The organism is Cronobacter sp. EKM101R, assembly GCF_963888145.1.
Classification (GTDB): domain Bacteria; phylum Pseudomonadota; class Gammaproteobacteria; order Enterobacterales; family Enterobacteriaceae; genus Cronobacter; species Cronobacter turicensis.
Window position 1 is genome coordinate 339,263 of the sequence record NZ_CAWPHW010000033.1, and the last position, 26,489, is coordinate 365,751.

At 56.8% G+C, this 26,489-nt stretch carries 21 protein-coding genes; 12 read left to right on the top strand and 9 right to left on the bottom strand.

What is annotated here, in order from left to right; genetic code table 11:
* Nucleotides 1-110: 110 nt before the first annotated feature.
* The 4 genes from AACV31_RS16810 to queF form a co-directional block, all read right to left on the bottom strand.
* The gene (locus AACV31_RS16810; protein WP_165156759.1) at nt 111-1,478 is read right to left on the bottom strand and encodes an L-serine ammonia-lyase; all 1,368 of its coding nucleotides are present in this window, start codon (nt 1,476-1,478) and stop codon (nt 111-113) included.
* 66 nt (nt 1,479-1,544) lie between these two features.
* Nucleotides 1,545-2,831 carry an HAAAP family serine/threonine permease gene (locus AACV31_RS16815; protein ID WP_075197926.1) on the bottom strand — a complete coding sequence of 429 codons (1,287 nt, stop codon included), beginning with the start codon at nt 2,829-2,831 and terminating at the stop codon, nt 1,545-1,547.
* A gap of 450 nt (nt 2,832-3,281) precedes the next feature.
* Complete coding sequence (gene ppnN, locus AACV31_RS16820) at nt 3,282-4,646, bottom strand: nucleotide 5'-monophosphate nucleosidase PpnN (protein ID WP_007763719.1); 1,365 nt, start codon at nt 4,644-4,646, stop codon at nt 3,282-3,284.
* Between the two features lie 117 nt (nt 4,647-4,763).
* A complete protein-coding gene (queF, locus tag AACV31_RS16825; protein WP_075197925.1) occupies nt 4,764-5,609 on the bottom strand; it encodes an NADPH-dependent 7-cyano-7-deazaguanine reductase QueF in 846 nt (281 codons plus the stop codon).
* 69 nt (nt 5,610-5,678) lie between these two features.
* On the opposite strand from queF, the gene syd reads away from it, so the two are divergent.
* From syd to AACV31_RS16845, 4 genes are all read left to right on the top strand, one after another.
* Nucleotides 5,679-6,224 carry a SecY-interacting protein gene (gene syd / locus AACV31_RS16830; RefSeq protein ID WP_165156757.1) on the top strand — a complete coding sequence of 182 codons (546 nt, stop codon included), beginning with the start codon at nt 5,679-5,681 and terminating at the stop codon, nt 6,222-6,224.
* 640 nt (nt 6,225-6,864) lie between these two features.
* A complete protein-coding gene (locus AACV31_RS16835; RefSeq protein ID WP_165156755.1) occupies nt 6,865-7,194 on the top strand; it encodes a YqcC family protein in 330 nt (109 codons plus the stop codon).
* Nucleotides 7,191-7,979: a tRNA pseudouridine(65) synthase TruC gene (gene truC, locus AACV31_RS16840; RefSeq protein WP_007763710.1), complete on the top strand. Its 789-nt coding sequence runs from the start codon at nt 7,191-7,193 to the stop codon at nt 7,977-7,979. Before AACV31_RS16835 ends, truC begins: the two co-directional genes overlap by 4 nt.
* Nucleotides 7,980-7,991: 12 nt before the next feature.
* Nucleotides 7,992-8,441, top strand: a complete 450-nt coding sequence (locus AACV31_RS16845) for a flavodoxin (RefSeq protein WP_075197922.1) — start codon at nt 7,992-7,994, stop codon at nt 8,439-8,441.
* A gap of 34 nt (nt 8,442-8,475) precedes the next feature.
* On the opposite strand, the gene barA is transcribed toward AACV31_RS16845, so the two are convergent.
* Nucleotides 8,476-11,235 (bottom strand): two-component sensor histidine kinase BarA, encoded by a 2,760-nt coding sequence (gene barA, locus AACV31_RS16850; protein ID WP_075197921.1) that lies wholly within the window; start codon nt 11,233-11,235, stop codon nt 8,476-8,478.
* Between the two features lie 57 nt (nt 11,236-11,292).
* Here barA and rlmD point away from each other — a divergent pair, with 57 nt between their 5' ends.
* The 5 genes from rlmD (at nt 11,293) to eno (ending at nt 19,017) form a co-directional block, all read left to right on the top strand.
* Nucleotides 11,293-12,591, top strand: a complete 1,299-nt coding sequence (gene rlmD, locus AACV31_RS16855) for a 23S rRNA (uracil(1939)-C(5))-methyltransferase RlmD (RefSeq protein ID WP_165156753.1) — start codon at nt 11,293-11,295, stop codon at nt 12,589-12,591.
* 51 nt (nt 12,592-12,642) lie between these two features.
* Nucleotides 12,643-14,877 carry a GTP diphosphokinase gene (gene relA / locus AACV31_RS16860; protein WP_075197919.1) on the top strand — a complete coding sequence of 745 codons (2,235 nt, stop codon included), beginning with the start codon at nt 12,643-12,645 and terminating at the stop codon, nt 14,875-14,877.
* A 104-nt stretch (nt 14,878-14,981) separates the two neighbouring features.
* Nucleotides 14,982-15,773, top strand: coding sequence for a nucleoside triphosphate pyrophosphohydrolase (gene mazG / locus AACV31_RS16865; protein WP_165156741.1), 792 nt, complete (start codon nt 14,982-14,984; stop codon nt 15,771-15,773).
* A gap of 225 nt (nt 15,774-15,998) precedes the next feature.
* A complete protein-coding gene (gene pyrG / locus AACV31_RS16870) occupies nt 15,999-17,636 on the top strand; it encodes a glutamine hydrolyzing CTP synthase (protein ID WP_015742303.1) in 1,638 nt (545 codons plus the stop codon).
* 82 nt (nt 17,637-17,718) lie between these two features.
* Nucleotides 17,719-19,017 (top strand): phosphopyruvate hydratase, encoded by a 1,299-nt coding sequence (gene eno / locus AACV31_RS16875; protein ID WP_007763684.1) that lies wholly within the window; start codon nt 17,719-17,721, stop codon nt 19,015-19,017.
* A 49-nt stretch (nt 19,018-19,066) separates the two neighbouring features.
* Here the strand turns inward: eno and AACV31_RS16880 are convergent, their stop codons facing one another.
* Together AACV31_RS16880 and AACV31_RS16885 are read right to left on the bottom strand one after the other, a co-directional pair.
* Nucleotides 19,067-20,176: an SDR family oxidoreductase gene (locus AACV31_RS16880; RefSeq protein WP_165156739.1), complete on the bottom strand. Its 1,110-nt coding sequence runs from the start codon at nt 20,174-20,176 to the stop codon at nt 19,067-19,069.
* Between the two features lie 332 nt (nt 20,177-20,508).
* Entirely contained in the window at nt 20,509-21,336 is an 828-nt protein-coding gene (locus AACV31_RS16885) for a MurR/RpiR family transcriptional regulator (protein WP_075197916.1), read from the bottom strand.
* A gap of 167 nt (nt 21,337-21,503) precedes the next feature.
* On the opposite strand from AACV31_RS16885, the gene AACV31_RS16890 reads away from it, so the two are divergent.
* Nucleotides 21,504-23,060, top strand: a complete 1,557-nt coding sequence (locus AACV31_RS16890) for a PTS transporter subunit EIIC (RefSeq protein ID WP_185155289.1) — start codon at nt 21,504-21,506, stop codon at nt 23,058-23,060.
* 8 nt (nt 23,061-23,068) lie between these two features.
* Nucleotides 23,069-23,758: an N-acetylmannosamine-6-phosphate 2-epimerase gene (locus AACV31_RS16895; RefSeq protein ID WP_161589392.1), complete on the top strand. Its 690-nt coding sequence runs from the start codon at nt 23,069-23,071 to the stop codon at nt 23,756-23,758.
* On the opposite strand, the gene AACV31_RS16900 is transcribed toward AACV31_RS16895, so the two are convergent.
* Nucleotides 23,744-24,712: a TPM domain-containing protein gene (locus AACV31_RS16900; RefSeq protein ID WP_161589391.1), complete on the bottom strand. Its 969-nt coding sequence runs from the start codon at nt 24,710-24,712 to the stop codon at nt 23,744-23,746. The two genes, AACV31_RS16895 and AACV31_RS16900, sit on opposite strands and share 15 nt — an antisense overlap.
* 199 nt (nt 24,713-24,911) lie before the next feature.
* Between AACV31_RS16900 and queE the strand changes: the two genes are divergently transcribed.
* Nucleotides 24,912-25,583 (top strand): 7-carboxy-7-deazaguanine synthase QueE, encoded by a 672-nt coding sequence (gene queE, locus AACV31_RS16905; RefSeq protein WP_075197914.1) that lies wholly within the window; start codon nt 24,912-24,914, stop codon nt 25,581-25,583.
* Nucleotides 25,584-25,952: 369 nt separating this feature from the next.
* Here the strand turns inward: queE and queD are convergent, their stop codons facing one another.
* Nucleotides 25,953-26,315 carry a 6-carboxytetrahydropterin synthase QueD gene (gene queD, locus AACV31_RS16910; RefSeq protein ID WP_032804901.1) on the bottom strand — a complete coding sequence of 121 codons (363 nt, stop codon included), beginning with the start codon at nt 26,313-26,315 and terminating at the stop codon, nt 25,953-25,955.
* Nucleotides 26,316-26,489: the final 174 nt, after the last annotated feature.

Below are 26,489 nucleotides of genomic sequence, written 5' to 3' on the forward strand. Positions count from 1 at the left end.
AACAGGCCGTTACCGTAACATTTTCGACGAGCGCCCACCATAAAGCGGTGCGGATTCAGGAAGATAACGCGCAAAAAACCGCCCTGCGGACAGGGCGGTGCGGGACGGGATTAATCGCAGGCGACGACTTTGACCGCCAGTCCGCCGCGTGACGTTTCACGGTAGCGGGCGTTCATGTCTTTGCCGGTTTCAAACATGGTTTCGATGACTTTATCGAGGCAGACGCGCGGCTCGCTGGTGCGACGCAGCGCCATACGCGCGGCGTTGACGGCTTTTACCGAGGCGATAGCGTTACGCTCGATACACGGCACCTGCACCTGGCCTGCCACCGGATCGCAGGTCAGCCCAAGGTTGTGCTCCATGCCGATTTCCGCCGCGATACAGACTTGCGCCGGGCTGCCGCCGAGCAGTTCCGCAAGGCCTGCCGCCGCCATGGAACAGGCGACGCCCACCTCGCCCTGGCAGCCGACTTCGGCGCCGGAGATAGAGGCGTTCATCTTATAGAGCGAACCGACCGCGCTTGCCACCAGCAGGTAGCGCGCCAGTGAGTTAGCGTTTACTTCGCGAATGAATTTGTCGTAGTACGCCAGCACAGCCGGAACGATGCCGCAGGCGCCGTTGGTCGGCGCGGTGACAACGCGGCCGCCCGCGGCGTTCTCTTCGTTAACCGCCAGCGCGAACATGTTGATCCAGTCCACAACGTTCATCGGATCGGCGTCGTTCTTGTCGTGGCTGACAAGCATTCGACGCAGCGCGGCGGCGCGACGCGGAACGCGCAGCTTGCCGGGCAGAACACCCTCGGTAGTGGTGCCGCGCTCAATGCCAGCGCGCATAACGCCCCACACCTGCGAAAAATGCGCTTCGAGCTCTTCTTTGCTGTGCAGCGCCAGCTCGTTTTTCATCATCAGGCCGGACAGCGACAGGCCGGTTTCCCGGCAGTGGCGCTGAAGATCCGCTGCGGTTTTATACGGGTATGGCACTTCAATCGCGGACGATTGTGTCTGGCCGAAGTGCGCTTCGTCGACGATAAAACCGCCGCCGATAGAGTAATACGTCTGGCTGTAGATGACGTCATCGCCCGCAAGCGCGGTGATACGCATACCGTTTTCGTGCAGCGCCAGGTTATCGGCATGGAAATTCATGCATTGATCCACCGGGAACGCCACTTCGTGCGCGCCACTGGCCAGCATCAGGCGGCTGTGGGTATTCACGTCCTGAATAAAACCGGGAATGGCGTCGATATCTACGGTGTCAGGCAGGTTGCCCGCGAGACCCATAATAATGGCGATATCGGTATGGTGGCCTTTGCCGGTCAGCGACAGGGAGCCGTACACGTCCACCACGACTTTCGTCGTCTTATGCAGCAGGTTCTGCGCGATAAGGTCGTCGGTAAACTGTTTGCCCGCTTTCATCGGCCCTACGGTATGGGAACTGGAAGGACCAATACCGATTTTGAAAATATCAAAAACGCTGATCATGATGCATTCCATCGAATAAATAACTGGGAAGGGCTCACGCCGCCGGGCGGCGGCGCGGACAAAGGATTAGCTGAAGAGTGAGTAGAAAATCGCGGAGATAGCGATAAGACCCATGATGGTCACAAAAACGTTGCTGATGTGACCGCTGTATTTACGCATTGCCGGGACTCGCGCAATCGCATACATCGGCATCAGGAACAGGATCATCGCGATAATCGGGCCACCCAGCGTTTCGATCATGCCGAGGATGCTCGGGTTCAGCGTCGCTACAATCCAGGTAGTGATCAGCATGAACAGCGCGGTGATGCGGTTCAGTTTGTTCACTTCGATGGTTTTGCCACGGCTGCGCAGCGATTTAATCACCATGCCGTTGAAGCCTTCACGCGCGCCCAGGTAGTGGCCCAGGAACGATTTGGTGATGGCGATGATAGCGATAACCGGACCTACCCAGGCGATAACCGGCACGTTGAAGTGGTTAGCCAGGTAAGAAAGGATAGTGATGTTCTGTGCTTTCGCTTCCGCCAGGTTTTCTGGGGAGAGGCTCAGTACACAGCTGAATACGAAGAACATCACGGTAACAACCATCATGATGTGCGCATACGCCAGAATGCGGGAGCATTTTTTCTCCGCTTCAGCGCCGTACTCTTCACGTTTCGCCACGGCGAAGGCGGAGATGATCGGCGAGTGGTTAAAGGAGAACACCATCACCGGGATCGCCAGCCACAGGGTCATCAGCAGGCCATTACCGGTTGAGGCATGGCTGAAAGACAGGGTTTCCAGCGCGGCGCCGCTCCAGTTCGGGATCAGGAAGCAGGCCATCAGCATCAGTACGGCAACGAACGGGAAAACCAGTACGCTCATCGCTTTAACGATCATCTGCTCGCCGAAGCGCACGATGGTCATCATACCGATGATAAGAATCAGCGACAGAATCGCGCGCGGCGGAGACGCCAGCCCCAGCTGGTGCGTAATAAAGCTGTCGACCGTGTTAGTGATCGCTACGCTGTACATCAGCAGAATAGGGTAAATCGCGAAGAAGTAGAGCAGGGTAATCACTTTACCTGCGCCAACACCAAAATGTTCTTCAACGACTTCGGTGATGTCTTCGCCCGGGTTTTTACCGGACAGCACGAAGCGAGTCAGCGCGCGGTGGGCGAAGAAGGTCATCGGGAATGCAAGGATTGCCATGATAATCAGGGGGATCAGGCCGCCCACACCGGCGTTGATCGGCAGGAAAAGTACCCCTGCGCCAATCGCGGTGCCGTACAGGCCAAGCATCCACATGGTATCAGTTTTTCGCCACGCACTGCTTTTCGCGGCGGTAGCAATATTGACGGTTTGAGTCGTTTCCATCTGTGTATCTCCTGGAGGAAGCAAAAACGAACTTTAAAGTGACATTCAATAAATTTATGACGAACGGTAAAACGAAATCCTGTAGAGCGGGATTTTTTTATAATTTTTCCCCAAATCTCTGGCGGTGCGAAAGATACATTCACGTACTGAATCTATCAGTGATCGCGATCCCAAATGCAATAATCCACTTTTTTATTATGCTTTTTTTAGATCATAACACTGGCTTTGGGCGTGACCCCGCTATTAATGGGCGCAAAGCCTGACACTGACGGCAGATGAGGTAAATAGAGCGGAATAAAATGGTTATTATTTTTCTGTAAAAAACGCGTAAAACAGCACACCCGGATTCTTTCGCAGAAATTTCCGGGATTATGCGCGGTGTTTTTTAGCGCGCAAACGTTTTGGACAGGCAGCAGATAATAAAAAAGGCGGCCTGCTGGCCGCCTGATTTCAGGTGCAGATTTCGTAACAGGGGATGTAGGCGGAGCCCGGAAGTTTCATACGGTGCTGGGCGACGAACCCTTGCAGGAGATCGTCCATGCGCTTCATTATTTGCGTATCGCCATGAATTTTATAGCGTCCGTACTGCTCAATCGCGCGGATGCCCACTTCTTTAACGTTACCCGCAACGATGCCGGAGAAGGCGCGGCGCAGGTCGGCGGCCAGAATTTCCGTCGGCTGATCGGGGTAGAGCTTCAGGTTAGCCATGTTTTCGTGGGTCGGCTCGAACGGCACCTGCAGATCCGGCGAAATGCGAATAGCCCAGTTAAAGCTGTATGCATCGCCCGTTTCGCGGCGGCACTCTTTCACCAGCGGCATCGCTTTTTTCATTTCGCGCGCCACTTCCGCCGGATCGTCGATGATGACGCGATAATGGCGGCGGGCCTTCTCGCCGAGCGTGTTAACGATAAAGTCGTCCAGCACGCGGAAGTAATCGGCGCTCTCTTTCGGGCCGGTCAGGATAAGCGGCAACACCTGATCTGCATTGTGCGGGTTCATCAGGATACCGAGCAGATACAGCAGCTCTTCCGCCGTACCCACGCCGCCCGGGAAGATAATGATCCCGTGGGCGATACGCACAAACGCCTCGAGGCGTTTTTCGATATCCGGCATGATGACCAGCTCATTCACCAGCGGATTTGGCGGCTCAGCGGCGATGATGGACGGCTCCGTCATGCCGATAAAACGCCCTTCTTTATAGCGCTGCTGGGCATGGCCGACCGCCGCGCCTTTCATCGGCGCCTCCATCGCGCCAGGCCCGCAGCCGGTGCAGATATTTAACTCTCGCAGCCCCAGCTGGTTGCCGACGCGTCTTGCATAGAGATATTCGGTTTCGTTAATCGAGTGCCCGCCCCAGCAGACCACCATATTCGGCGCTTCGCCCACGTGCAGCGCTTTTGCGTTGCGCAGGATGGAAAACACCAGGTTGGTGATATGAATGGAGTCGGTGAGATTGAGGTGCTGAAAACGCCCCGCGTGGTCGATTTGCCCGTTCACGAACAGAATGTCGCGCAACACGGCGAACAGGTTGGCCTGCAATGAGCGAATGATCTGCCCGTCAACAAACGCCTCTTCCGGCGGATTAATCAGCTCAAGCTTTACGCCGCGCTCGCGACGCAGCACGTTAATATCGAAATTTTCAAAGCGCGACAGCAGCGTTTTGCTGTTATCGGTCTGACTGCCGGAATTGAGAACTGCAAGCGAACAATTGCGAAAGAGTTGATACAGGTCGCTGCTGGCGGTGCGCTTAAGCATGTCCACTTCCAGCTGCGACAGCAGATCCATCGAGCCCAGCGGGCTAATATGTGTAATCAAGTAAGCTCCTTACGGGGCGATAAACGCCGCTCCCTCTGATTACAATAGCCCCGCCATGTGACATTTAACAACCCATCCCGCACCGCCCTTGTGACGGATTTGCGGGATGTTTAGCAATTACTGACGCGCAAGACGTCCGGTGGCTGGCATAAAGTCGCCATTGCTGCGCCACGGGTTGATATCCAGCCCGCCGCGACGGGTGTAGCGCGCGTAAACGCTGAGCTGTTCCGGCTGGCAGAAACGGGTGATGTCGTTAAAGATGCGCTCCACGCACTGCTCGTGAAATTCGTTGTGATGGCGGAAAGAGACCAGATAGCGCAGCAGCTTTTCGCGGCAAATTTTCGGCCCGCGATAGCGTATCTGTACTGAGCCCCAGTCAGGCTGGTGCGTGATAAGGCAGTTGGATTTCAGCAGGTGGCTTACCAGCGTCTCTTCCACCGTCTCCTCGCCTGCGGCACCGGAAAGCAGCGCGGCATCGAATTCATAATCGGTGATAACGATATCCTGATTATCAATGCAGTCGCCATTCAAACGCGCAACCGGCTCGCCTTCGACATCCTCAAGACGGCGGAGCGTCACGGAAACGTCGCCCTGCGCGCAGGCGCGTAAATCGCGCTCCAGCGTCTCGCGCACCGCGTCAAGGCTGTCAAACCGCGTCTGGTTAAAGCTGTTGAGATAGAGCTTGAAGCTTTTCGATTCCACCAGGTTGACGCTGGTGGCGTTAATCTCCACCTGACCTATCGCCACCTGCGGCAGGCCGTTGCGGTTAAGCCAGGAGAGCTCGTACATCGTCCAGATATCCGCACCGTGAAAGGGCAGGGCATCGGCGCGCAGGCCCAGCGGATCGCGGTTTAAGCTGCGTGGAACTGGCTGGAGCAGCGAAGCGTCGTAAACGTCGCGGTAATCGGTGGATTTGCCGAGCGTCAGGCCGTGAAGCGCCTGATGATTTTCATAAGAAGTCATGTGTCACCGTGATAATGCAGGTACAATACAGGGTTCAGTGTATCTTACCTGACCTGAAGAGAGAATCTGGTGCAAAACGAAGTACAACAGGCGCTGGCGGCATTCAGCGATCGCTATTGCGAAGCGTGGCGGCAACAGCGGGGCTGCCTGCCCGTCAGTGAAGAATATATCGGTATTTCCTCCCCGTGCATTGTATCTACCCACCCTGACGCGGTAGAGTGGCAGCCTCAGCCGTTTATGCCCGAAGATTCTCTCGGCGCGGTTGAGAAGGCGCTCGATATTGTGATTCAGCCTGACGCCCATGCTTTTTACGCGAGCCAGTACGCTGGTGATATGGCGGCGCAGCATGAGGATGTGGCGTTAACGCTGCTACAGGCCTGGAGCCAGGACGATTTCCGCCGCGTGCAGGAAAACCTGATAGGCCACCTGGTAACGCAAAAACGTCTCAAGCTGTCGCCGACGATTTTTATTGCTACGCTTGATAGTGAGCTGGATGTTATCTCGCTGTGTAACCTGACCGGCGAGGTCATACGCGAGACGCTCGGTACTCGCCATCGACGCGTGCTGGCGCCGTCGCTCAGCGCGTTTCTGAACCAACTCTCCCCCCTTGTGTAATCCTTTTTTGCTTGCCTCCGTGTAAGAGATCTCTCACAAACCCTGTGAGAGATCGCCGTCAAAGTAAGGGTTTTCTTACCTTAGTCAAAAATGAATACGCTTATATTTCAAAGGCCTTTGCGATTGCGCTGCGCTTACGAATGAAACTTATCTTAAACTGAACCTGTAAGCTGCCTTGTAAGTGTCGGCGTAATGCGAGATTCTATCTCTGCCGACACGGAGTGGCGCTGAAGCGAACATCAGGATGATGGCGCTTCAAAAAGGACACGCCGGAGGGCGATTCAGGGAAGGCTTCAGGATGAAGCGAAAGGACGGCGCAGGAGCGCTGAGGGACACCTCCAGGAAGGAGAATGTGAGCCGGTCAGGATTACCGGTGGGTCAGGAAGACCAGGGACATGCATCGGGACGATGCAACAATAACATCAGGATGATGTGGGCAGGACGCGTAAACGGATTTAAGGCCGCAAGGTCGCAGGAAAAGTTGTCACGGACGAGCAGGGAGCACCGAAAAGTAGCCGGACTGCTGCGAAACGAACCGGGAGCACTGTGTTATCACAGTGCTCCCTTTTTTTATGCTTTTTTTTCTGTCGCCGGGAAATGCTATGCTGCGCGCCCGGTTTTTTGATTCACAGAGGTTGTTATGGAACGCCATCAACGGGTTCGCCAGCAGCTGCAGCGCGTCGAGCAGGTGTTGCGCCATCATCAACAGTGGCAAATCGCCGCTCCCGATTCCTCCGCGTTTGAAAGCACGCAGCCTTTTTGCATGGACACGCTTGAGCCTTACGAGTGGCTGCAATGGGTGCTGATCCCGCGTCTGCACGCGCTGCTGGACGCCGGTGCGCCGCTGCCGCAGGCGTTTGCCGTCGCGCCGTATTATGAAGTTGTGCTTGAGGCGAGTCATCCGGCGCGCGACGCCGTGCTGGTGACGCTGGTTGAGCTGGATGCCTTGTTCGCAGGGGATGACGCGTGAGCCTCGAAATCCTCTATCAGGATGAATGGCTGGTAGCGGTCAATAAGCCGTCCGGCTGGCTGGTACACCGCAGCTGGCTCGATCGCGACGAAAAAGTCGTCGTCATGCAAACGGTTCGAGATCAGATAGGCCAGCACGTTTTTACCGCTCACCGTCTCGACAGACCGACCTCCGGCGTGCTGCTGATGGGCCTTTCCAGCGAGGCGGGAAGGCTTTTAGCGCAGCAGTTTGAACAGCATCAAATCCAAAAGCGCTACCACGCGATAGTGCGCGGCTGGCTCACCGACAGCGCTGTGCTGGATTATCCACTGGTGGAAGAGCTTGATAAAATCGCCGATAAATTTTCCCGCCAGGATAAAGAACCGCAGCCCGCGGTAACGCACTATCGCGGCCTTGCGACCACCACCCAGCCCGTGGCGGTCGGGCGTTACGAGTCGGTGCGCTACAGCCTGGTGGAGATGCTGCCGCAGACCGGGCGCAAGCATCAGTTGCGTCGCCACATGGCGCATTTGCGCCACCCGATTATCGGTGATTCAAAACATGGCGATCTGCGCCAGAATCGCGCGGCGGCGGAGCATTTCGGCTGTCACCGGTTAATGCTGCACGCCAGCGAGTTGACGCTGACTCACCCGTTCACCGGCGCGCCGCTGACCATTCGGGCGGGTCTTGATGACGTCTGGCGCCAGGCGCTGGCGCATTTTGGCTGGCAGTCATATCTCCCCGCAGCCGATGGGGTTGAGTTTCCCGTAGCGAACCCTCAGGATGAAGGCAGTCTGAATCCATAAGGAGAGTAAACGATGGCGAGCGTAGGGATTTTTGTCGGCACCATGTACGGGAATTCGCTGCTGGTGGCGGAAGAAGCGCAGGCGATCCTGAAAAAACAGGGGCATGACGCGACGGTGTATGAAGATGCCGATCTTAGCGACTGGGAGCGTTATGCCGACGGGTACGCGCTTATCGTCACCTCCACGACCGGCCAGGGCGATTTGCCGGACAGCATCATGCCGCTCTATCAGGCTATCAAAGACCAGCATGGCCATCAGCCGACGCGACGTTACGGCCTGATTGCGCTGGGCGACAGCAGCTACAGCCATTTTTGCGGCGGCGGCAAGAAATTCGACGCGCTATTGCAGGAACATGCGGCACAGCGCGTCGGCGAGGTGTTATACATTGACGCTGCGGAATATCCGGAGCCGGAAACGCTCTCCAGCCCCTGGGTTGAGGCGTGGAGCGCGCTACTGAAGTAAACCACGCCGTCGGCGTTACGCGCGCCGACGTGATTTATATTCCGGAAATACGATGCGCCTCGCGCGCGACGTTATCCATCTCATCGAGTAATTCCAGCAGTTCCGGCTCCAGTTCACTCGCGGGAACGCCGCTGCGCAGTTGATGTTCAATCAACTGGCAGAGATTTTTCAGGCGCGGTACGCCGCTGTAGCCGCAGCTGCCGTGCAGTTTATGGATGAGATCGGTCAGCCCTTCGGGTTCTTCCCCGACCAGCTGTTCTTCCACACGGTTGCGGACTTCCGGTAAAAACGCCAGCAGCATTTGCAGCATGTCGCGCGCCAGATCGGGCTTATTGGCGGCCTGGCGCAGCGCCAGGCTCCAGTCGAGCGTAGCGTCCGGATTGACGGCGGGCGCCGCGATAGCGGGAACGCTTGCGACAACCGGCACGGCGTAGCCTGGCTGATAGCGCAGCAGCAGCGCGCGCAGTTTCTCTTCTTCAATGGGTTTGGCCAGATAATCGTTCATCCCGGCGCTGAGCAGTTTTTCTTTCTGTCCTGACATCGCGTGGGCCGTCACCGCGATAATCGGCGTATGCTGCTGTTGCGGCAGTTTGCGGATAAGTTCGCAGGCGTGAATGCCATCCATATCCGGCATCTGGATATCCATCAAAATAATATCGAACGGCTGAAGCATGGCGCGCTCCACCGCCTGGTGCCCGCTCTCGCACAACACCACATGCTGTACCATATCCTCCAGCAGCGCGCCGATAAGCTTCAGGTTGGCCGGATTATCATCCACGGCCATCACCGTCATCGGCATCCTGCTCTGATCGCCGTCTGGCAGTTCGCGGGCATGAATAAGGCGACAATGCTCCAGCAGCAGCGGCATTAAACGCGTGGCCGTCACCGGTTTCAGGAGGCAGGCGCTGGCTCCCTCTTTTTTCAGCATCTCGGCGTTGATCTGCGCGTGGCACGGCAGGGCGAGGATCAGACAATCCGTGAGCGTCGCCGCGCGGGCCAGCTGATCGTGGCGCATCGACAGCGGTTCGCGGTCCGTGACCGGGGCGGCAAAGAGCAGGATATCGTAATGCGCCTGCGGAAGCGTTGCCAGATCCGGGCTATAGACAACCGTGAGCGGCGTATTGGCGAGCAGATCCCGCGTGCTTTTCGCCGCCGCTTCGTTTTTCTCGACATACGCCAGGCGCATCCCCGCGAGCATGTCGGTGGCGTGGCGATCCACCAGCGCGTTAGGGTTCAGGTCGAGGCTGATATGGAACCAGAACGTCGAGCCGCGATGCGGCTGACTGTGGAACGAAATATCGCCGCCCATTTCGTTCACCAGTTTCTGGGTGATGACCAGCCCAAGCCCGGTGCCGCCGTGACGGCGTGAAATACTGGCGTCGGCCTGGCGGAACGCCTGGAACAGACGCGACTGATCGCGCTCCGGGATGCCGATGCCGGTATCGCGGATTTGCACTTCAATCTGCACCTTGTTGTTACTGATGGCGCGCTTCTCAACCACGATGTCGATATTGCCGTGGTCGGTGAATTTAATGGCGTTGCCGACCAGATTGGTGATCACCTGCTGAAGGCGCAGCGGGTCGCCAATGACATTATCCGGCACGTCGTGCCGTACGCTGATGGTCAGCTCCAGCCCTTTGTCATGCGCGGAGTGCGCGAGCAGCGTGACCACTTCATCCAGCGTGCTGCGCAGCGGGAATGGAATGCTCTCCAGCAGCAGTTTCCCGGCTTCAAGCTTCGAGAAATCGAGTACGTCGTTAATGATGCTAAGCAGATTATTCGCCGAGCGCTCGATCGTATTGAGATGGTCGCGCTGGGTAGGGGTCAGATCGGTTTTCAGCGTCAGGCGGGTAAAGCCAATCACGCCGTTCAGCGGCGTGCGCAGCTCGTGAGACATATTGGCGAGGAACTCAGATTTAATGCGCGCCGCTTCCTGGGCGCGTTTTTTCGCCAGATCCAGTTCGACATTCTGGATCTCCATCTGTTCCAGCGTTTCGCGCAGATCGGATGTCGCCTGGTCAATGTTGTGCTGCATCTCTTCGTGGTAGGCGGCAAGCGACATCGCCATCGAGTTGATGCCGTTCTTCAGCATATCCAGCTCGCCCAGCATAAAGCCTTCCACGCGGCTGTCGAGCTGGCCGCGGCGGATGCGGTCGACGGTATTAACCATATTGCGGATAGGCGCGGTGACGTCGCGCATCAGGCGCCAGGCGAACAGTACCGCGCAGGCCATACAAATCAGCATCATCAGCAGTGAAATCGCGATCTCCTGATATTGCTGAAGCCGTACCGATTTCAGATCAAGCTCCAGCGCCACATAGCCCAGCGGGTTAGCGCTGAGCTTGGCGTCAGAGACTTCAGATTCATCAGGAGAATAGCGCTCTGACACCACCGGCGTTCGCAATATCAGCATATCGTCGCGGCGCGTGACGCTAAGGCCGGTCGGCAGCGCTGCGCCGTTCGGGAGCTGAAGTTCGGACGGGTCAAGCTGATAATTAGAGGTGACAAACAGTTTATTGTCGCGATCGTAAACGGAAATGGCGCGTACAATTTCTGAATGCCGACGATGCAGTACGCTGACCAACTGGCGCACCGACTCCTTATTTTGCAGGCTCATGCCATATTCGCTGGCAACCGCCAGCGGCTCGATAATGCTGGCTCCGGCGTCTTCCAGCTGGCGCTGCAAATCGTGATAGCGGTGCACAACGAAGAAAACGCTGAGCAGCAGGCCGATAATAAACGTGGGCGCCAGGATAAGAATCATCATCCGCGCCCGCAGGCTGTAGTTGGTCATGGGGTTCCGTTATGGGACAATCAGCGACATTCAGTTTATGTGAGAAATTTCCTGGCGATGGCGCAATTCTACTCTGCAAAGCGACGCGTGACGACGCGTGAAATCATAACCGTGGCGGCCGACGGCCTCGATGCCTTTGGGCAGGGCGTGGCGCGCCATCACGGCAAAGCGCTGTTTATTCCCGGTTTACTGCCAGGCGAGCACGCGGAAGTGGTGCTCAGCGAAGAGAAAAAACAGTTCGCGCGCGGTGAAGTCAAAAAACGGCTTTCACAAAGCCCCGAGCGCGTGACGCCGCCGTGCCCGCATTTTGGCGTATGCGGCGGCTGCCAGCAACAGCATGCCAGCGTGGAGTTACAGCAGCGCAGTAAAGCGCAGGCGCTGGGGCGGATGATGAAGCGCGAGGTGGATGAGGTCATCAGCGGCCCGGCGTGGGGCTACCGCCGCCGGGCGCGTCTGAGCCTGAATTTCACGCCGCGCAAACCAGGCTTACAGATGGGGTTTCGCAAGGCGGGCTCAAACGATCTGGTGGATGTGCATCGCTGCCCTGTGCTTGTGCCCCGTCTTGAGGCGTTACTGCCGAAACTTCGCGAGTGCTTAAGTAGCCTCGATGGCGTGCGTCATCTTGGTCATGTTGAACTGGTGGACGTCACCAGCGGTCCGCTGATGGTGTTGCGCCATCTCAAGCCGCTCAGTCCCGCCGATCGCGAAAAACTGGAATGCTTTTCGCATTCCGAAGGCGTGGCGCTGTACCTTGCGCCAGAGAGCGATACCCTTGAGGACCTTAACGGCGAGATGCCCTGGTATGAGTCCGACGGCTTAAGGCTCACCTTCAGCCCGCGCGATTTTATTCAGGTCAACGATGCCGTAAACCAGCAGATGGTGGCCCGCGCGCTGGAATGGCTGGATATTCAGCCTGGCGAGCGCGTGCTGGATCTGTTCTGCGGCATGGGCAACTTTACGTTGCCGCTGGCCCGGCGCGCGGAAAGCGTGGTGGGCGTCGAAGGGGTTGCGGCGCTGGTTGAGAAAGGCGGCTATAATGCCAGTCTTAACGCCTTGAAAAATGTCACCTTCTTTCAGCATAACCTGGAAGAAGACGTTACCCGACAGCCGTGGGCGCAGCAGGGGTTTGATAAAGTGCTGCTCGATCCGGCGCGCGCTGGCGCGGCGGGCGTGATGCAGCATATTGTGAAATTAAAACCGCGTCGGGTGGTCTATGTCTCCTGTAACCCTTCCACGCTGATGCGTGACAGTGAGGCGCTGCTCGCGGCGGGCTATCGCACCGGACGGCTGGCGATGCTGGATATGTTCCCGCACACCAGCCATCTGGAATCGATGGCGTTGTTTGAAAGAGATTAAGTAGTCAGGCCGCCGCGCGGTGCGGGCAGGCTGTCCCGAAAGGAGAGGACGATGGTTGCGGTAAGAAGTGCACATCTTAATAAAGCTGGCGAATTTGACCATGAAAAATGGGTGGCGAGCCTCGGCATCGCCAGTCAGCCGTCGTGTGAACGCTTAACCGAAACCTGGCGCTATTGCGAGCAGCAGACTCAGGGACACCCGCAGGCGGAACTCCTGCTCTGGCGCGGCGTGGAGATGGTTGAAATCCTCACCATGCTGAGTATGGACATCGACACGCTGCGCGCCGCGCTGCTCTTCCCGCTGGTGGACAGCGGCGTGGTGAGCGAAGAGGTGTTGAAAGAGAGCGTCGGCAAATCCGTCGTCGGGTTAATCCACGGCGTGCGCGATATGGCCGCTATTCGCCAGCTCAAGGCCACGCATCACGATTCTGTCTCTTCCGAACAGGTCGATAACGTACGTCGTATGCTGCTGGCGATGGTCGATGATTTCCGCTGCGTGGTGATTAAACTCGCGGAGCGCATCGCGCATCTGCGTGAAGTAAAAGACGCGCCGGAGGATGAACGCGTCCTGGCGGCGAAAGAGTGCACCAATATCTATGCGCCGCTGGCAAACCGTCTTGGCATCGGCCAGCTCAAATGGGAGCTGGAGGATTTCTGCTTCCGTTATCTGCATCCGGACGAATACAAACGCATCGCGAAGCTGCTGCATGAGCGGCGCATCGATCGCGAGCATTATATCGACGAATTTGTAACGCACCTGCGCACCGCCATGAAGGAAGAGGGCGTGAAGGCGGAGGTCTACGGGCGTCCGAAACATATCTACAGCATCTGGCGCAAGATGCAGAAAAAGCATCTGGCGTTTGACGAGCTTTTTGATGTGCGTGCCGTGCGCATTGTCGCGGAACGCCTCCAGGACTGCTACGCCGCGCTCGGGATCGTGCATACGCACTATCGCCATCTGCCCGATGAATTTGATGATTACGTTGCCAACCCGAAACCCAACGGTTACCAGTCTATTCATACCGTGGTGCTTGGCCCCGGTGGTAAAACCGTTGAAATCCAGATCCGCACCAAACAGATGCATGAAGAGTCTGAGCTCGGCGTGGCGGCGCACTGGAAGTACAAAGAGGGCGCGGCAAGCGGCGTGCGCAACGGCCATGAAGACCGTATCGCCTGGCTGCGTAAACTCATCGCCTGGCAGGAAGAGATGGCGGATTCCGGCGAGATGCTCGACGAGCTGCGCAGTCAGGTCTTTGACGACCGCGTCTATGTGTTTACCCCGAAAGGCGATGTCGTCGACCTGCCCGCAGGCTCCACGCCGCTCGATTTCGCCTACCACATCCACAGCGATGTCGGGCATCGCTGCATCGGCGCGAAAATCGGCGGCAGGATCGTGCCGTTTACCTACCAACTGCAAATGGGCGATCAGATTGAAATCATCACTCAGAAACAGCCGAACCCGAGCCGCGACTGGCTGAACCCGAACCTCGGCTACGTCGGCACCAGCCGCGCGCGCGCCAAAATTCACGCCTGGTTCCGCAAGCAGGATCGCGATAAAAACATTATCGCCGGTCGCCAGATCCTCGACGACGAGCTGGCGCATCTTGGCATCAGCCTGAAAGAGGCCGAAAAACACCTGCTGCCGCGCTACAACTTCAATGAAGTCGACGAGCTGCTGGCGGCGATTGGCGGCGGCGATATTCGCCTTAACCAGATGGTGAATTTTCTTCAGGCGCAGTTCAACAAGCCCAGCGCAGAGGAGCAGGACGCCGCGGCGTTGCGCCAGTTGCAGCAAAAAACCTATACGCCGCAGGGGCGCAGCACGCGTGATAATGGCCGCGTGGTGGTCGAGGGCGTCGGTAATCTGATGCACCATATCGCCCGCTGCTGCCAGCCAATCCCGGGCGACGACATCGTCGGCTTTATTACCCAGGGCCGCGGCATCTCTATCCACCGCGCCGACTGCGATCAACTGGCGGAGCTGCAGTCGCATGCGCCGGAACGCATTGTCGATGCGGTATGGGGCGAAAGCTACTCGGCGGGCTATTCGCTTGTCGTGCGCGTGACGGCCAATGACCGCAGCGGTTTGCTGCGCGATATCACCACGATCCTCGCTAACGAAAAGGTCAATGTGCTTGGCGTGACCAGCCGCAGCGAGACCCGCCAGCAACTGGCGACCATCGATATGGAAATCGAAATCTATAACCTTCAGGTGCTTGGCCGCGTGCTCGGCAAACTCAATCAGGTGCCTGATGTCATTGATGCGCGCCGCCTGCACGGCGGCTGACGCGCGCGGCGGCGCCGTGCGGTAACGCCGCGCCGCCTTTATTTTCTCCTCCAGCGTGAGGCGCGTGGCGGTTCTCGCCACGTCTGTTTTTATAAGGATTTTCCATGACTCAAATCGACCGCCTGCTCGGCATTATGAAACGTCTGCGTGACCCGCAAACCGGCTGCCCGTGGGATAAAGAACAAACCTTCGCGACCATCGCCCCGTATACGCTTGAAGAAACCTATGAAGTGCTCGACGCGATTGCGCGTGAAGATTTCGACGATCTGCGCGGCGAGCTGGGCGACCTGCTGTTTCAGGTGGTGTTTTACGCTCAGATGGCGCAGGAAGAGGGGCGTTTTAATTTCGACGATATCTGCGCGGCCATCAGCGATAAGCTTGAGCGCCGTCACCCGCATATTTTTGGCGACGCGGATTTCGGCAACAGCGCCGAGGTGCTGGCCAACTGGGAGAAAACCAAAAGCGCCGAGCGCGCGGAAAAAGCGCAGCATTCGGCGCTGGACGATATTCCGGAAAGCCTGCCGGCGCTGATGCGCGCGCAGAAAATCCAGAAACGCTGTTCGGCGGTTGGCTTTGACTGGACATCGCTTGGCCCGGTGGTCGATAAAGTGCATGAAGAGATAGACGAAGTGATGCACGAGGCGCAACAGGCGGTTATTGACGAGGCGAAACTGGAAGAAGAGATCGGCGATTTACTGTTCGCGACCGTCAATCTTTCCCGCCATCTGGGAGCGAAAGCCGAGACCGCGCTGCAAAAAGCCAACCGCAAGTTTGAGCGTCGGTTCCGCCAGGTCGAGGCGATTATTCGCGCGCAGGGCCTGGAAATGGAGCAGGCGAGCCTCGATCAAATGGAAGCGGCATGGCAAACCGTTAAACGCCAGGAAGTTGAAAGTTAACGGTTTTCCGCATCAAGCGCGTGTTGTGGACATTTATTTCCAACAAGCGCTTGATTTGCGTCAAAAACATTTCTGCGAAAAGGGCTATTTTCTACCGGCTTGGGTCTGGCGAGGCCAGGGGGTGTTCGTGAAGAATGAAAGTTTGTGACCCCCGTCCTGTTCGGGTATACTACTTTCCCGTCCTGGTTATTCCATCGTCTTTAAACCTAACTTCTCAGGTTCAGCATGACAACGAACTATATTTTTGTGACCGGCGGGGTCGTTTCCTCTCTGGGTAAAGGCATTGCCGCAGCCTCCCTCGCAGCCATTCTTGAAGCCCGTGGCCTCAACGTGACTATCATGAAGCTGGATCCGTATATCAACGTCGATCCGGGCACCATGAGCCCAATCCAACACGGGGAAGTGTTCGTTACTGAAGACGGCGCTGAAACCGATCTGGACCTGGGGCACTACGAGCGTTTTATCCGCACCCGCATGACGCGCCGCAACAACTTCACGACAGGCCGTATCTACTCTGAAGTTCTGCGCAAAGAGCGCCGTGGCGACTACCTGGGCGCGACCGTTCAGGTTATTCCGCACATCACCAACGCTATCAAAGAACGCATTCTGGCGGGCGGCGAAGGCCATGACGTCGTGCTGGTCGAAATCGGCGGCACCGTGGGCGATATCGAATCCCTGCCGTTCCTTGAAGCCATTCGTCAGATGGCGGTTGAAGTGGGTCGCGAACACACGATGTTCATGCACCTGACGCTGGTGCCGTATATGGCGGCGGCCGGTGAAGTGAAAACCAAACCGACCCAGCACTCCGTTAAAGAATTGCTTTCTATCGGTATTCAGCCGGATGTGTTGATTTGCCGTTCCGATCGCGCCGTTCCGGCCAACGAACGCGCCAAAATCGCTTTATTCTGTAACGTTCCTGAAAAAGCGGTTATTTCTCTGAAAGATGTCGATTCCATCTATAAAATTCCGGGCCTGTTGAAATCGCAGGGGCTGGACGATTATATTTGTAAACGATTCAGCCTGAACTGTCCGGAAGCTAACCTGTCTGAATGGGAACAGGTTATTTATGAAGAAGCGAATCCGGCGGGCGAAGTTACTATCGGCATGGTCGGCAAGTACATTGAACTGCCGGACGCCTATAAATCGGTTATCGAGGCGCTGAAACACGGCGGCCTGAAGAACCGCGTGACTGTCAATATCAAGCTTATCGATTCGCAGGACGTAGAAACCCGCGGCGAAGAGCTGCTCAAAGGTCTGGATGCGATCCTGATCCCTGGCGGCTTTGGCTATCGCGGCGTGGAAGGCAAAATCGCCACCGCGCGCTACGCCCGTGAAAACAACATTCCTTACCTCGGCATCTGCCTCGGTATGCAGGTTGCGATGATTGAATATGCACGCCACGTGGCGGGCATGGAGAACGCCAACTCCACAGAATTTGTGCCAGACTGTAAGTACCCGGTCGTGGCGCTCATCACCGAATGGCGTGATGAAAACGGTAATGTTGAGACGCGTACTGAGAAGAGCGATCTCGGCGGGACGATGCGTCTGGGCGCGCAGCAGTGCCAGCTGTCAGACGACAGCTTGGTGCGCAAGCTGTACGGCGAGCCAGTGATTACGGAACGTCATCGCCACCGTTATGAAGTCAACAACATGTTGTTGAAGCAGATTGAAGCAGCTGGCCTGCGCGTTGCGGGCCGTTCCGGTGATGATCAGTTGGTCGAGATCATCGAAGTGCCAAATCATCCGTGGTTTGTCGCTTGTCAGTTCCACCCGGAATTTACTTCCACACCGCGCGACGGGCATCCGCTGTTTGCAGGCTTCGTAAAAGCCGCCAGCGAGTACCAGAAACGCCAGGCGAAGTAAGCAGAGTTAGAACGGCAACGCGCGACTATTTCGCGCGTTGTTTGTCTGGAGTTTTAGTTTAACTTGTACTGAGGAAAATCTAATGTCCAAAATCGTTAAAGTCATCGGTCGTGAAATCATCGACTCCCGTGGTAACCCGACTGTTGAAGCCGAAGTTCACCTGGAAGGCGGTTTCGTAGGTATGGCTGCCGCCCCGTCAGGTGCTTCCACTGGTTCCCGCGAAGCGCTGGAACTGCGCGATGGCGACAAATCCCGTTTCCTGGGCAAAGGCGTAACCAAAGCGGTTGGCGCGGTTAACGGCCCGATCGCTCAGGCTATCGTTGGCAAAGATGCTAAAGATCAGGCTGGTATCGACAAGATCATGATCGATCTGGACGGTACTGAAAACAAATCTAACTTCGGTGCAAACGCCATTCTGGCCGTTTCTCTGGCTGCTGCTAAAGCCGCTGCTGCTTCCAAAGGCATGCCGCTGTACGAGCACATCGCTGAACTGAACGGCACCCCGGGCAAATTCTCTATGCCGGTTCCGATGATGAACATCATCAACGGCGGCGAGCACGCTGACAACAACGTTGATATCCAGGAATTCATGATCCAGCCGGTTGGCGCTACCAGCGTTAAAGAAGCTATCCGCATGGGTTCTGAAGTTTTCCATCACCTGGCGAAAGTGCTGAAAAGCAAAGGCATGAACACCGCGGTAGGTGACGAAGGCGGCTACGCGCCGAACCTGGGTTCTAACGCCGAAGCGCTGGCTGTTATCGCTGAAGCGGTAAAAGCAGCGGGTTACGAACTGGGTAAAGACATCACCCTGGCGATGGACTGCGCAGCGTCTGAATTCTACAAAGACGGTAAATACGTTCTGGCCGGCGAAGGCAACAAAGCGTTCACCTCTGAAGAGTTCACTCACTTCCTGGAAGACCTGACCAAACAGTACCCGATCGTTTCTATCGAAGATGGTCTGGACGAGTCTGACTGGGACGGTTTTGCATACCAGACCAAAGTACTGGGCGACAAAATCCAGCTGGTGGGCGACGACCTGTTCGTAACCAACACCAAAATCCTGAAAGAAGGCATCGAGAAAGGCATCGCTAACTCCATCCTGATCAAATTCAACCAGATCGGTTCTCTGACCGAAACTCTGGCTGCGATCAAAATGGCGAAAGACGCTGGCTACACCGCTGTCATCTCTCACCGTTCTGGCGAAACTGAAGACGCGACCATCGCTGACCTGGCGGTAGGTACTGCGGCTGGCCAGATCAAAACCGGTTCCATGAGCCGCTCTGACCGCGTTGCTAAATACAACCAGCTGATTCGTATCGAAGAAGCGCTGGGCGAAAAAGCACCGTACAACGGTCGTAAAGAGATCAAAGGCCAGGCATAATCGCCCGACCTTGCTCTGAAAAATGCCAGTCTATTGACTGGCATTTTTTTTACTTAAAATCGACTTCCATCTGCTGCGGAATAGTCAACCCATGCGTGGTTTGCACGCAGCGCGCGATATAGTCGGTAAAGCGCGGCGGTTTTGGCATCCCGAGCTTCAGCAGCTTATCGTTACTGAAACGCACATTCAGCGTGGCGAACGCGCCATATAAACGCATCGCTTTCAGCATCAGGCGCTCATTACACGGCCCGAAAATATCTTTCAGTTCACGCCGCATTTTCACTAACGTTTCATAGCTCACCTGCGCGTAATGATCCGCAATCGGCGCTTTTTCCTGGGCTTTCGCCATCGCGATATCAATATCCGCAAAACGCACGCTGTTCTCTTCACCGGCGGAAATATGGACAACTTCGCCTCGTGCCATCTCTTTGTGCAGAAGCAACAGTAGCGCTTCGGCGCAATAATCCACCGGGATCACATCCACGCGATCTTCCAGCGAACATATAAATTTCTGAAGCATCAGCCCCATGCTGAAGACCCAGAAAATGCTGGTGGAGGGCTGGCAGCCGTGATGGGTATGCCCGACGACGATAGAAGGGCGGGCGATCACCAGCGGCAGTTGCGGACAGTGCTGGCGCATCAGCTGTTCAATGGTCGATTTCGAATGCGTATAGGCGACAAGATGCTCGGCGTTTTCGCGAAACTCAGCGCTTTCAGGCACCAGAGAATGCGGCTCGGGCGTGCACGACATCGCCGTGCCGACGTGCAGAAAGCGCTGCAAACCTGCGACGCCAGCCATACGGCGCGCGAACGCCAGCGTTCCTTCGACATTCACTTTCCAGATAAGCGGATTATTGCCAAACGACGCCACGGCCGCGCAGTTAATAACGTGCGTCACGCACTCAAGACGCGAGTCGTGCAGAAAACTCTCCGGCTCGCCTAAATCGCCGCACAGTATGTGCGAGGCGTTCAGCATCGAAAGCTGTGCTTCACTGAGATTAAATTTACGCATATTGCTGAGCACGCGCGTCAGCCCGGCTTCGCTGTCTTCGGCACGTACCAGCAGTAATAAATCGACCTTCTCATTGCGCTGAAGAATTTTCTCTAATACTGCTCCGCCCAGAAAACCCGTTACGCCTGTTATTAATAAAGTTGTCATTGATGTTATTCCACCTGGGTTAATTGGGCGGATTGTAGGAGCAGAAAAGTAAACGGCGCGTAAATAAGGGGGCGGCGTAAAAAGGGGGGATTAAGGTTATTTTAAGGAAAGTCGTAAAGGGGATTGATATAGGACAGCGAAACCAGACAAAAAATCCATGCGTATTAAACTAAGTGGTTATGTTACTGAAATTTATTGCTTTTAATTGTTAATGACAAGCGATTAGCTGCGCGTAAAAAGAATCAGAGAAGCCGGAAAAATTACGTCTGGTTACATTATTGATGGTTTTAAAAAGGCGTTGCAGATTATTCGCATCCTGCAACGCCGATTTATTACAGTAATAAAGGCAGCGTGGCGCTGGCGGTCTGCTGGCTGATTTCATTGTAACGGCTGTCAGACGCTATCAGCGACGCCGTTAATAACTCTACCAGCAACATCGCGCCCACTTTGGCGTTCAGCGCGCCGGCGTTAAGGGGGCCTTCCGGCTTGGCGGCCACAAGCAGCATATCGCTTATTGATGCCAGCGGGCTGCGCGGCGTGTTGCTCAGCGTGAGGACAGGCGCCCCGGCTTTTCGCGCGAGCTTCACGGCATGCAGCAGATCGCGGGTAGAGCCGGAGCTGGAAATAGCGACCACCAGATCCGTTTCACCAAGCGTCGTGGCGTTCATCGACGCCCGGTGCATGTCGCTGAACAGGTGCGCCGGTTTACCGAGCCGCAACAGCTTGTAATGCAAATACTCGCCGATAATCGCGCTCGCCGCGACGCCGTAAATCTGCACCGAACCCGCCTGATGCAGCGCCTGCGCGGCCCGCTCCAGCATGGCGCGATCCAGCAATTGCGCGGTATCGCGCAGCGCCTGCACCGACTCGTCCACCAGCGCGTCCAGCGCATCGCCGTTTTGCGCGCGAGGCGCCTGCCCGCGCTGCACATCCAGCGCCAGCGCCATTTTAAATTCGGTGTAGCCTTTGCACCCGAGCGTGCGGCACAACCGCGTCACGCTGGCCTCGCTGGTGTCGCTCTCACGGGCAAGCTCGGTAATGGTCAGGTAGAGCACACGCGCCGGATCGCCCAGTACATATTCCCCGAGTTTGCGCTGCGTGGGGCTAAACCCTGACAGCTCCTGGCGCAGCTTAAGCAGTAAATTTTCATGGTCAGACATAACAGGATCCTGAAGCACCGACGACTGCCGATGAGTGTGCGGGAAAGCCCGCTATCAATGCCAGCCATTTTAAAAAAGTATGATCGGCTTCGCTATTGTTGATGATAATTTTCACTATAAATTTTTAATGTGATAAATATTTTCATCATAACAACGGCGGGGATTTCATCATGGCATTTTTTAGCGGAACATCTTCAGGGCGCTGGTTTGAAAAGGCGCAGCGGTTTGGCAAGTCGTTTATGTTGCCGATTGCCGTGTTGCCGGCGGCAGGTCTCTTGCTCGGCGTGGGCGGCGCGCTCTCCAATCCCAACACGCTGACGGCTTATCCGTTTCTCGATGTCGGCTGGCTGCAGGCGATTTTCACGATCATGAGTAGCGCCGGGGCTATCGTCTTCGCGAACCTGTCGGTGCTTTTTGCCGTTGGCGTGGCGGTGGGCCTGGCGCGTACCGATAAAGGCACCGCGGGCCTCGCCGCGTTACTGGCCTTTCTGGTGATGAACGCCACCATCAATGCGCTGCTGACCCTGACCGGCCAGCTCGCGCAGAGCAATCCCGGCGCGGTCGGGCAGGGAATGGTGCTCGGTATCCAGACGCTGGAGACCGGCGTTTTCGGCGGCGTCGTTATCGGTCTGGTCACGTGCGCGCTGCATCAGCGGTTTAATAAAATCGCGCTGCCGCAGTTCCTGGGCTTTTTTGGCGGATCGCGGTTTGTGCCCATTATCAGCGCGCTGGCGGCGATTGTGGTCGGCGCGGCGATGACCGTCGTCTGGCCGCATTTTCAGAAAATGATTTTCGGGCTTGGCGGGCTGGTTGAGGCAACCGGTTATGTCGGCACGCTGCTGTATGGTTTTATCCTGCGTATGCTTGGCCCGTTCGGCTTGCATCACATCTTCTATCTGCCTTTCTGGACGACGGCGCTGGGCGGCAGCGAAATCGTCAACGGCCAGCTGGTGGAAGGCACGCAGCGCATCTTCTTCGCACAGCTTGCTGACCCGACGACGACGCAGTTTTATATTGGCACCTCGCGGTTTATGTCCGGGCGCTTCATCACCATGATGTTTGGCCTGATCGGCGCATGCCTTGCGATGTACCACACGGCGAAGCCGGAGAATAAAAAGCGCGTCGCCGGGCTGCTGCTCTCTGCGGCGCTGACCTCATTTCTGACCGGCATCACCGAGCCAATTGAGTTCTCCTTCTTGTTTGTCGCGCCCGTGCTGTATGTCATCCACGCCTTCTTCGACGGGCTGGCTTTTATGCTGGCGCATATCCTGCACATCACTATCGGCCAGACGTTCTCGGGCGGTTTTATCGATTTCATTCTCTTTGGCGTGTTGCAGGGCGAGGCGAAGACACACTGGCTGATGGTGCCGCTGGTCGGCGTGCCGTGGTTTTTCCTTTATTACTTCACGTTCCGCTTCCTGATCACGCGTTTTGATTTCGCCACACCAGGCCGGGAAAAAGAGACCCAGGAAAGCGTGGCGATGAAAGACAGCGAGCGGGCGCAGGCCGTGGTGGCCGGGCTTGGCGGGCGGGAGAATCTTCAGGAGGTTGACTGCTGCGCCACGCGACTGCGCGTCACCGTGAACGACGGAACCAAAGTGGATGAGGCCGCGCTGAAAGCGACCGGCGCCCGCGGCGTGATCCTGCGCGGCAACGGCGTACAGGTTATCTACGGTCCGCACGTCACAATTATTAAAAACGAAATCGAAGAGTTATTAAGCTGAGGTCAACGATGTTAGAGCACATCAAAGGAAAGCTGGTGGTCTCCTGCCAGGCGCTGGAAAACGAACCGCTGCACAGCCCGTTTATTATGGGGCGAATGGCGCTGGCCGCCGCGCAGGGCGGGGCGGCGGGGATCCGCGCCAATAGCGTGGCGGATATTCGGGCGATTAAAGAACAGGTGGCGCTGCCGGTCATCGGCATCATCAAACGGGACTATCCCGCAAGCGACGTGTTTATCACCGCGACGATGCGCGAAATCACTGAATTAATGGACGCCGCGCCAGAGATGATAGCGCTCGACGCCACCGCGCGCCCGCGCCCCGATGGCGAAACGCTCGAACAGTTTGTCGGGCAAATCCGCAGCACCTGGCCTGAGGTACTGCTGATGGCGGATGTCTCAAGCGTTGAAGAGGCCGTAACGGCCGAGGCGCTCGGTTTCGACTGCGTGGGCACCACGCTTTACGGCTATACGGCGAACACGCAAGGGCATCGCCTCCCGGAGAATGATTTTGCGCTGCTAAAAGCCGTGCTGGCGGCGGTGACGGTCCCGGTTATCGCCGAAGGCAATGTAGATACGCCCGAAGGCGCGGCGCGCTGCCTGGCGCTGGGGGCGCACGCGGTGGTGGTAGGCGGCGCTATTACGCGCCCGCAGCAGATTACCCGCCGCTTTGCCGACGCGCTGCGCTCACCAGTTATCTGACGAACCGCCGCCATCGCTGGATCCGCCATCGCCCGAGCTGACGCTGTCGTGGCTGCTGTGATGGCTGGCGCTGTCGCCGCCTGAGGAAGAATGAAGGTGGCTGGTCGCAAGCCAGGCGGAGGAGGTGTCGCCTGACGACTCCCCGCCGCCTGTCGCGCTGAGCCGATAATTCGGGAAGGCAAACAGCACGACCAGCGCCAGTATCATCAGCAGGAAAGGCACGGAAAAGCTAAGCCAGAGAAACGGCTCCACCCAGGGGAAGAAATTGCTGGTGATGGCAAGCGCGGGCGTCAGCAGACAGGAGGTGCCGAAAAAGAGCGTCACCAGCGTTTTCTTTTTGCGCAGCATGATTAAGGCGAACAGCACAATGGCGAGAACGGGCAGCGCCAGCCAGTAAGAGAAATTCAGCAGCAATGGTTTCAGCCACGACTGTACCCACGAAGGCGATGCCGCGGGCGGCAGCGGCTGATGGCTGAGCAGCGCGTCGATACCGGTAAGCCCCTGACGCAGGCCTTCGGTGAGATCGCCCGCCCTAAACCAGGGCAGCATATACTCTTTAATTACCCTGCTCGCCAGTTCATCCGGAATCGTCTTCTGCAGCCCGCGTCCCGTTTCGATGCGTACCTGACGATCGTGCCAGGCGACCAGGATCAGCACGCCATCGTTGCGCTGCGCATTGCCGAGCCGCCAGGTGTTGAAGGTGCGCGTCGCAAAACTCTCAAGGTTATTGCCTTTTAGATCTGGCAGCACCAGAATCGCCGTTTGCGCGTGGGTGCGGGTATTGATAGCCGACACATCGTCAAGCAAGGCCACGTATTCCTGGCCGCTCAGCATATCGGCGGGATCGTTGATAACGCCACGCATCGGCGGCACGTCGAGGGGCTGCGCCAGCACGCTGACGCTCACTAACATCAGCGCTACCGTCAGAATGAATGATGTTAATGTGCGTACCATAACTTTCGCCTTTTCCTTGTTATCCGGCTGGCCGAGCCGCGCCATAGTAACCGCCGCCTTGTGGCCCTGCCAATGCCCTGGAATTAAGGGGCCAATGCGCATCGGGTCTGGCGACGGCTGCCGGTAAGGCGCAAATGGCACATGCTAGTCTGGCGGTTATCTGTAATAATTACCGTTTTAGTCATCAACCGAGTGAATCATGCAGTACCCGATTAATGAGATGTTTCAGACCCTGCAGGGCGAGGGTTATTTTACCGGCGTGCCCGCCATTTTTATTCGTCTGCAGGGATGCCCCGTAGGTTGTGCCTGGTGCGACACCAAACACACCTGGGAGACGCTCGCCGATCGGGAAGTGTCGCTTTTCAGCATTATCGCGAAAACCAAAGAGAGCGATAAATGGGGGTCGGCGAGTCCGGAAGAGCTGCTGGCGGCGATTGAGCGTCAGGCCTATACCGCGCGCCATGTGGTGATCACCGGCGGTGAGCCGTGTATCCACGATCTGCTGCCCTTAACGGAGCTTCTGGAAGCGCACGGTTATAGCTGCCAGATTGAAACCAGCGGCACCCATGAGGTGCGCTGCACCACGGGGACCTGGGTGACCGTATCGCCGAAGGTGAATATGCGCGGCGGGTACGAGGTGCTGGATCAGGCGCTGATGCGTGCCGATGAAATCAAGCACCCGGTGGGGCGTATGCGTGATATCGAGGCGCTGGATGAACTGCTGGCGCGCCTGCATGACGAAAGACAGCGGGTAATTGCGCTTCAGCCGATTAGCCAGAAAGAAGATGCGACCCGCTTGTGCATTGAAACCTGTATCGCCCGCAACTGGAGGCTGTCGATGCAGACGCACAAGTATCTGAATATCGCATAAAAAAGAGGGGCATGAGCCCCTCTTTTTTTATGTATGGCAGGTGAACGGTGGGTGCGCTTCGCTTACCCACCCTACGAGAATGCAACGCTGGTGAAACGGTGGGTGCGCTTCGCTTACCCACCCTACGAGAATGCAACGCTGGTGAAACGGTGGGTGCGCTGCGCTTACCCACCCTGCGAGAATGCAACGCTGGTGGGAACGGTGGGTGCGCTTCGCTTACCCACCCTACATAGTCTTTGACGATGTCTAACGAGTATTGTAGGGCGGGTAAGCGAAGCGCACCCGCCATCAGAACGCGCATCCGCCATCAGAACGCGCACCCGCCATCAGAACGCGCACCCGCCATCAGAACGCGCACCCGCCAGCACTTTATTCGCCGCGATACACGCAACCGGCGGTGCAGGTCTCTTTAATCATCACCGCGCTCAGCAGCGGCAAACGCGGTTTCATCTGATCCCAAATCCAGCGCGCCAGCACTTCGCTGGTCGGGTTTTCAAGCCCCGGAATATCGTTCAGATAATAGTGATCCAGGCTATCGTAAATCGGTTTAAACGCCGCTTTCAGCTCGGCGAAATCGATAATCCAGCCGGTATGAGGGTCTACCTCGCCCGTTACCTCCAGGCGCACCATAAAAGAGTGTCCGTGCAGACGACCGCACTTGTGGCCTTCGGGGACATGGGGGAGTCGGTGAGCGGCTTCGAAGATAAAATCTTTAAACAGGGTGGTAGGCATAACGCAGTCTCAGTCTTGCTAAAAAAACCGCCGCATAGTACCGGAATTGACCGTTTTTAGCATTAACTAAAACCCTCATAAACGATAAGCGTGCAAAATGCACCGTTAATTTAAAAAATAACCATTATTTTCAAAGAGATATTTAACCCGTTTTAGCGCTTAGGCTTATTGGTA

What these genes read in the sequence shown, in the direction of transcription:
- AACV31_RS16810 (WP_165156759.1), bottom strand. Translation starts at nt 1,478, where the DNA reads ATGATCAGCGTTTTTGATATTTTCAAAATCGGTATTGGTCCTTCCAGT.
- AACV31_RS16815 (WP_075197926.1), bottom strand. Translation starts at nt 2,831, where the DNA reads ATGGAAACGACTCAAACCGTCAATATTGCTACCGCCGCGAAAAGCAGT.
- queF (WP_075197925.1), bottom strand. Translation starts at nt 5,609, where the DNA reads ATGACTTCTTATGAAAATCATCAGGCGCTTCACGGCCTGACGCTCGGC.
- AACV31_RS16835 (WP_165156755.1), top strand. Translation starts at nt 6,865, where the DNA reads ATGGAACGCCATCAACGGGTTCGCCAGCAGCTGCAGCGCGTCGAGCAG.
- AACV31_RS16845 (WP_075197922.1), top strand. Translation starts at nt 7,992, where the DNA reads ATGGCGAGCGTAGGGATTTTTGTCGGCACCATGTACGGGAATTCGCTG.
- barA (WP_075197921.1), bottom strand. Translation starts at nt 11,235, where the DNA reads ATGACCAACTACAGCCTGCGGGCGCGGATGATGATTCTTATCCTGGCG.
- rlmD (WP_165156753.1), top strand. Translation starts at nt 11,293, where the DNA reads ATGGCGCAATTCTACTCTGCAAAGCGACGCGTGACGACGCGTGAAATC.
- relA (WP_075197919.1), top strand. Translation starts at nt 12,643, where the DNA reads ATGGTTGCGGTAAGAAGTGCACATCTTAATAAAGCTGGCGAATTTGAC.
- mazG (WP_165156741.1), top strand. Translation starts at nt 14,982, where the DNA reads ATGACTCAAATCGACCGCCTGCTCGGCATTATGAAACGTCTGCGTGAC.
- pyrG (WP_015742303.1), top strand. Translation starts at nt 15,999, where the DNA reads ATGACAACGAACTATATTTTTGTGACCGGCGGGGTCGTTTCCTCTCTG.
- eno (WP_007763684.1), top strand. Translation starts at nt 17,719, where the DNA reads ATGTCCAAAATCGTTAAAGTCATCGGTCGTGAAATCATCGACTCCCGT.
- AACV31_RS16880 (WP_165156739.1), bottom strand. Translation starts at nt 20,176, where the DNA reads ATGACAACTTTATTAATAACAGGCGTAACGGGTTTTCTGGGCGGAGCA.
- AACV31_RS16885 (WP_075197916.1), bottom strand. Translation starts at nt 21,336, where the DNA reads ATGTCTGACCATGAAAATTTACTGCTTAAGCTGCGCCAGGAGCTGTCA.
- AACV31_RS16895 (WP_161589392.1), top strand. Translation starts at nt 23,069, where the DNA reads ATGTTAGAGCACATCAAAGGAAAGCTGGTGGTCTCCTGCCAGGCGCTG.
- AACV31_RS16900 (WP_161589391.1), bottom strand. Translation starts at nt 24,712, where the DNA reads ATGGTACGCACATTAACATCATTCATTCTGACGGTAGCGCTGATGTTA.
- queE (WP_075197914.1), top strand. Translation starts at nt 24,912, where the DNA reads ATGCAGTACCCGATTAATGAGATGTTTCAGACCCTGCAGGGCGAGGGT.
- queD (WP_032804901.1), bottom strand. Translation starts at nt 26,315, where the DNA reads ATGCCTACCACCCTGTTTAAAGATTTTATCTTCGAAGCCGCTCACCGA.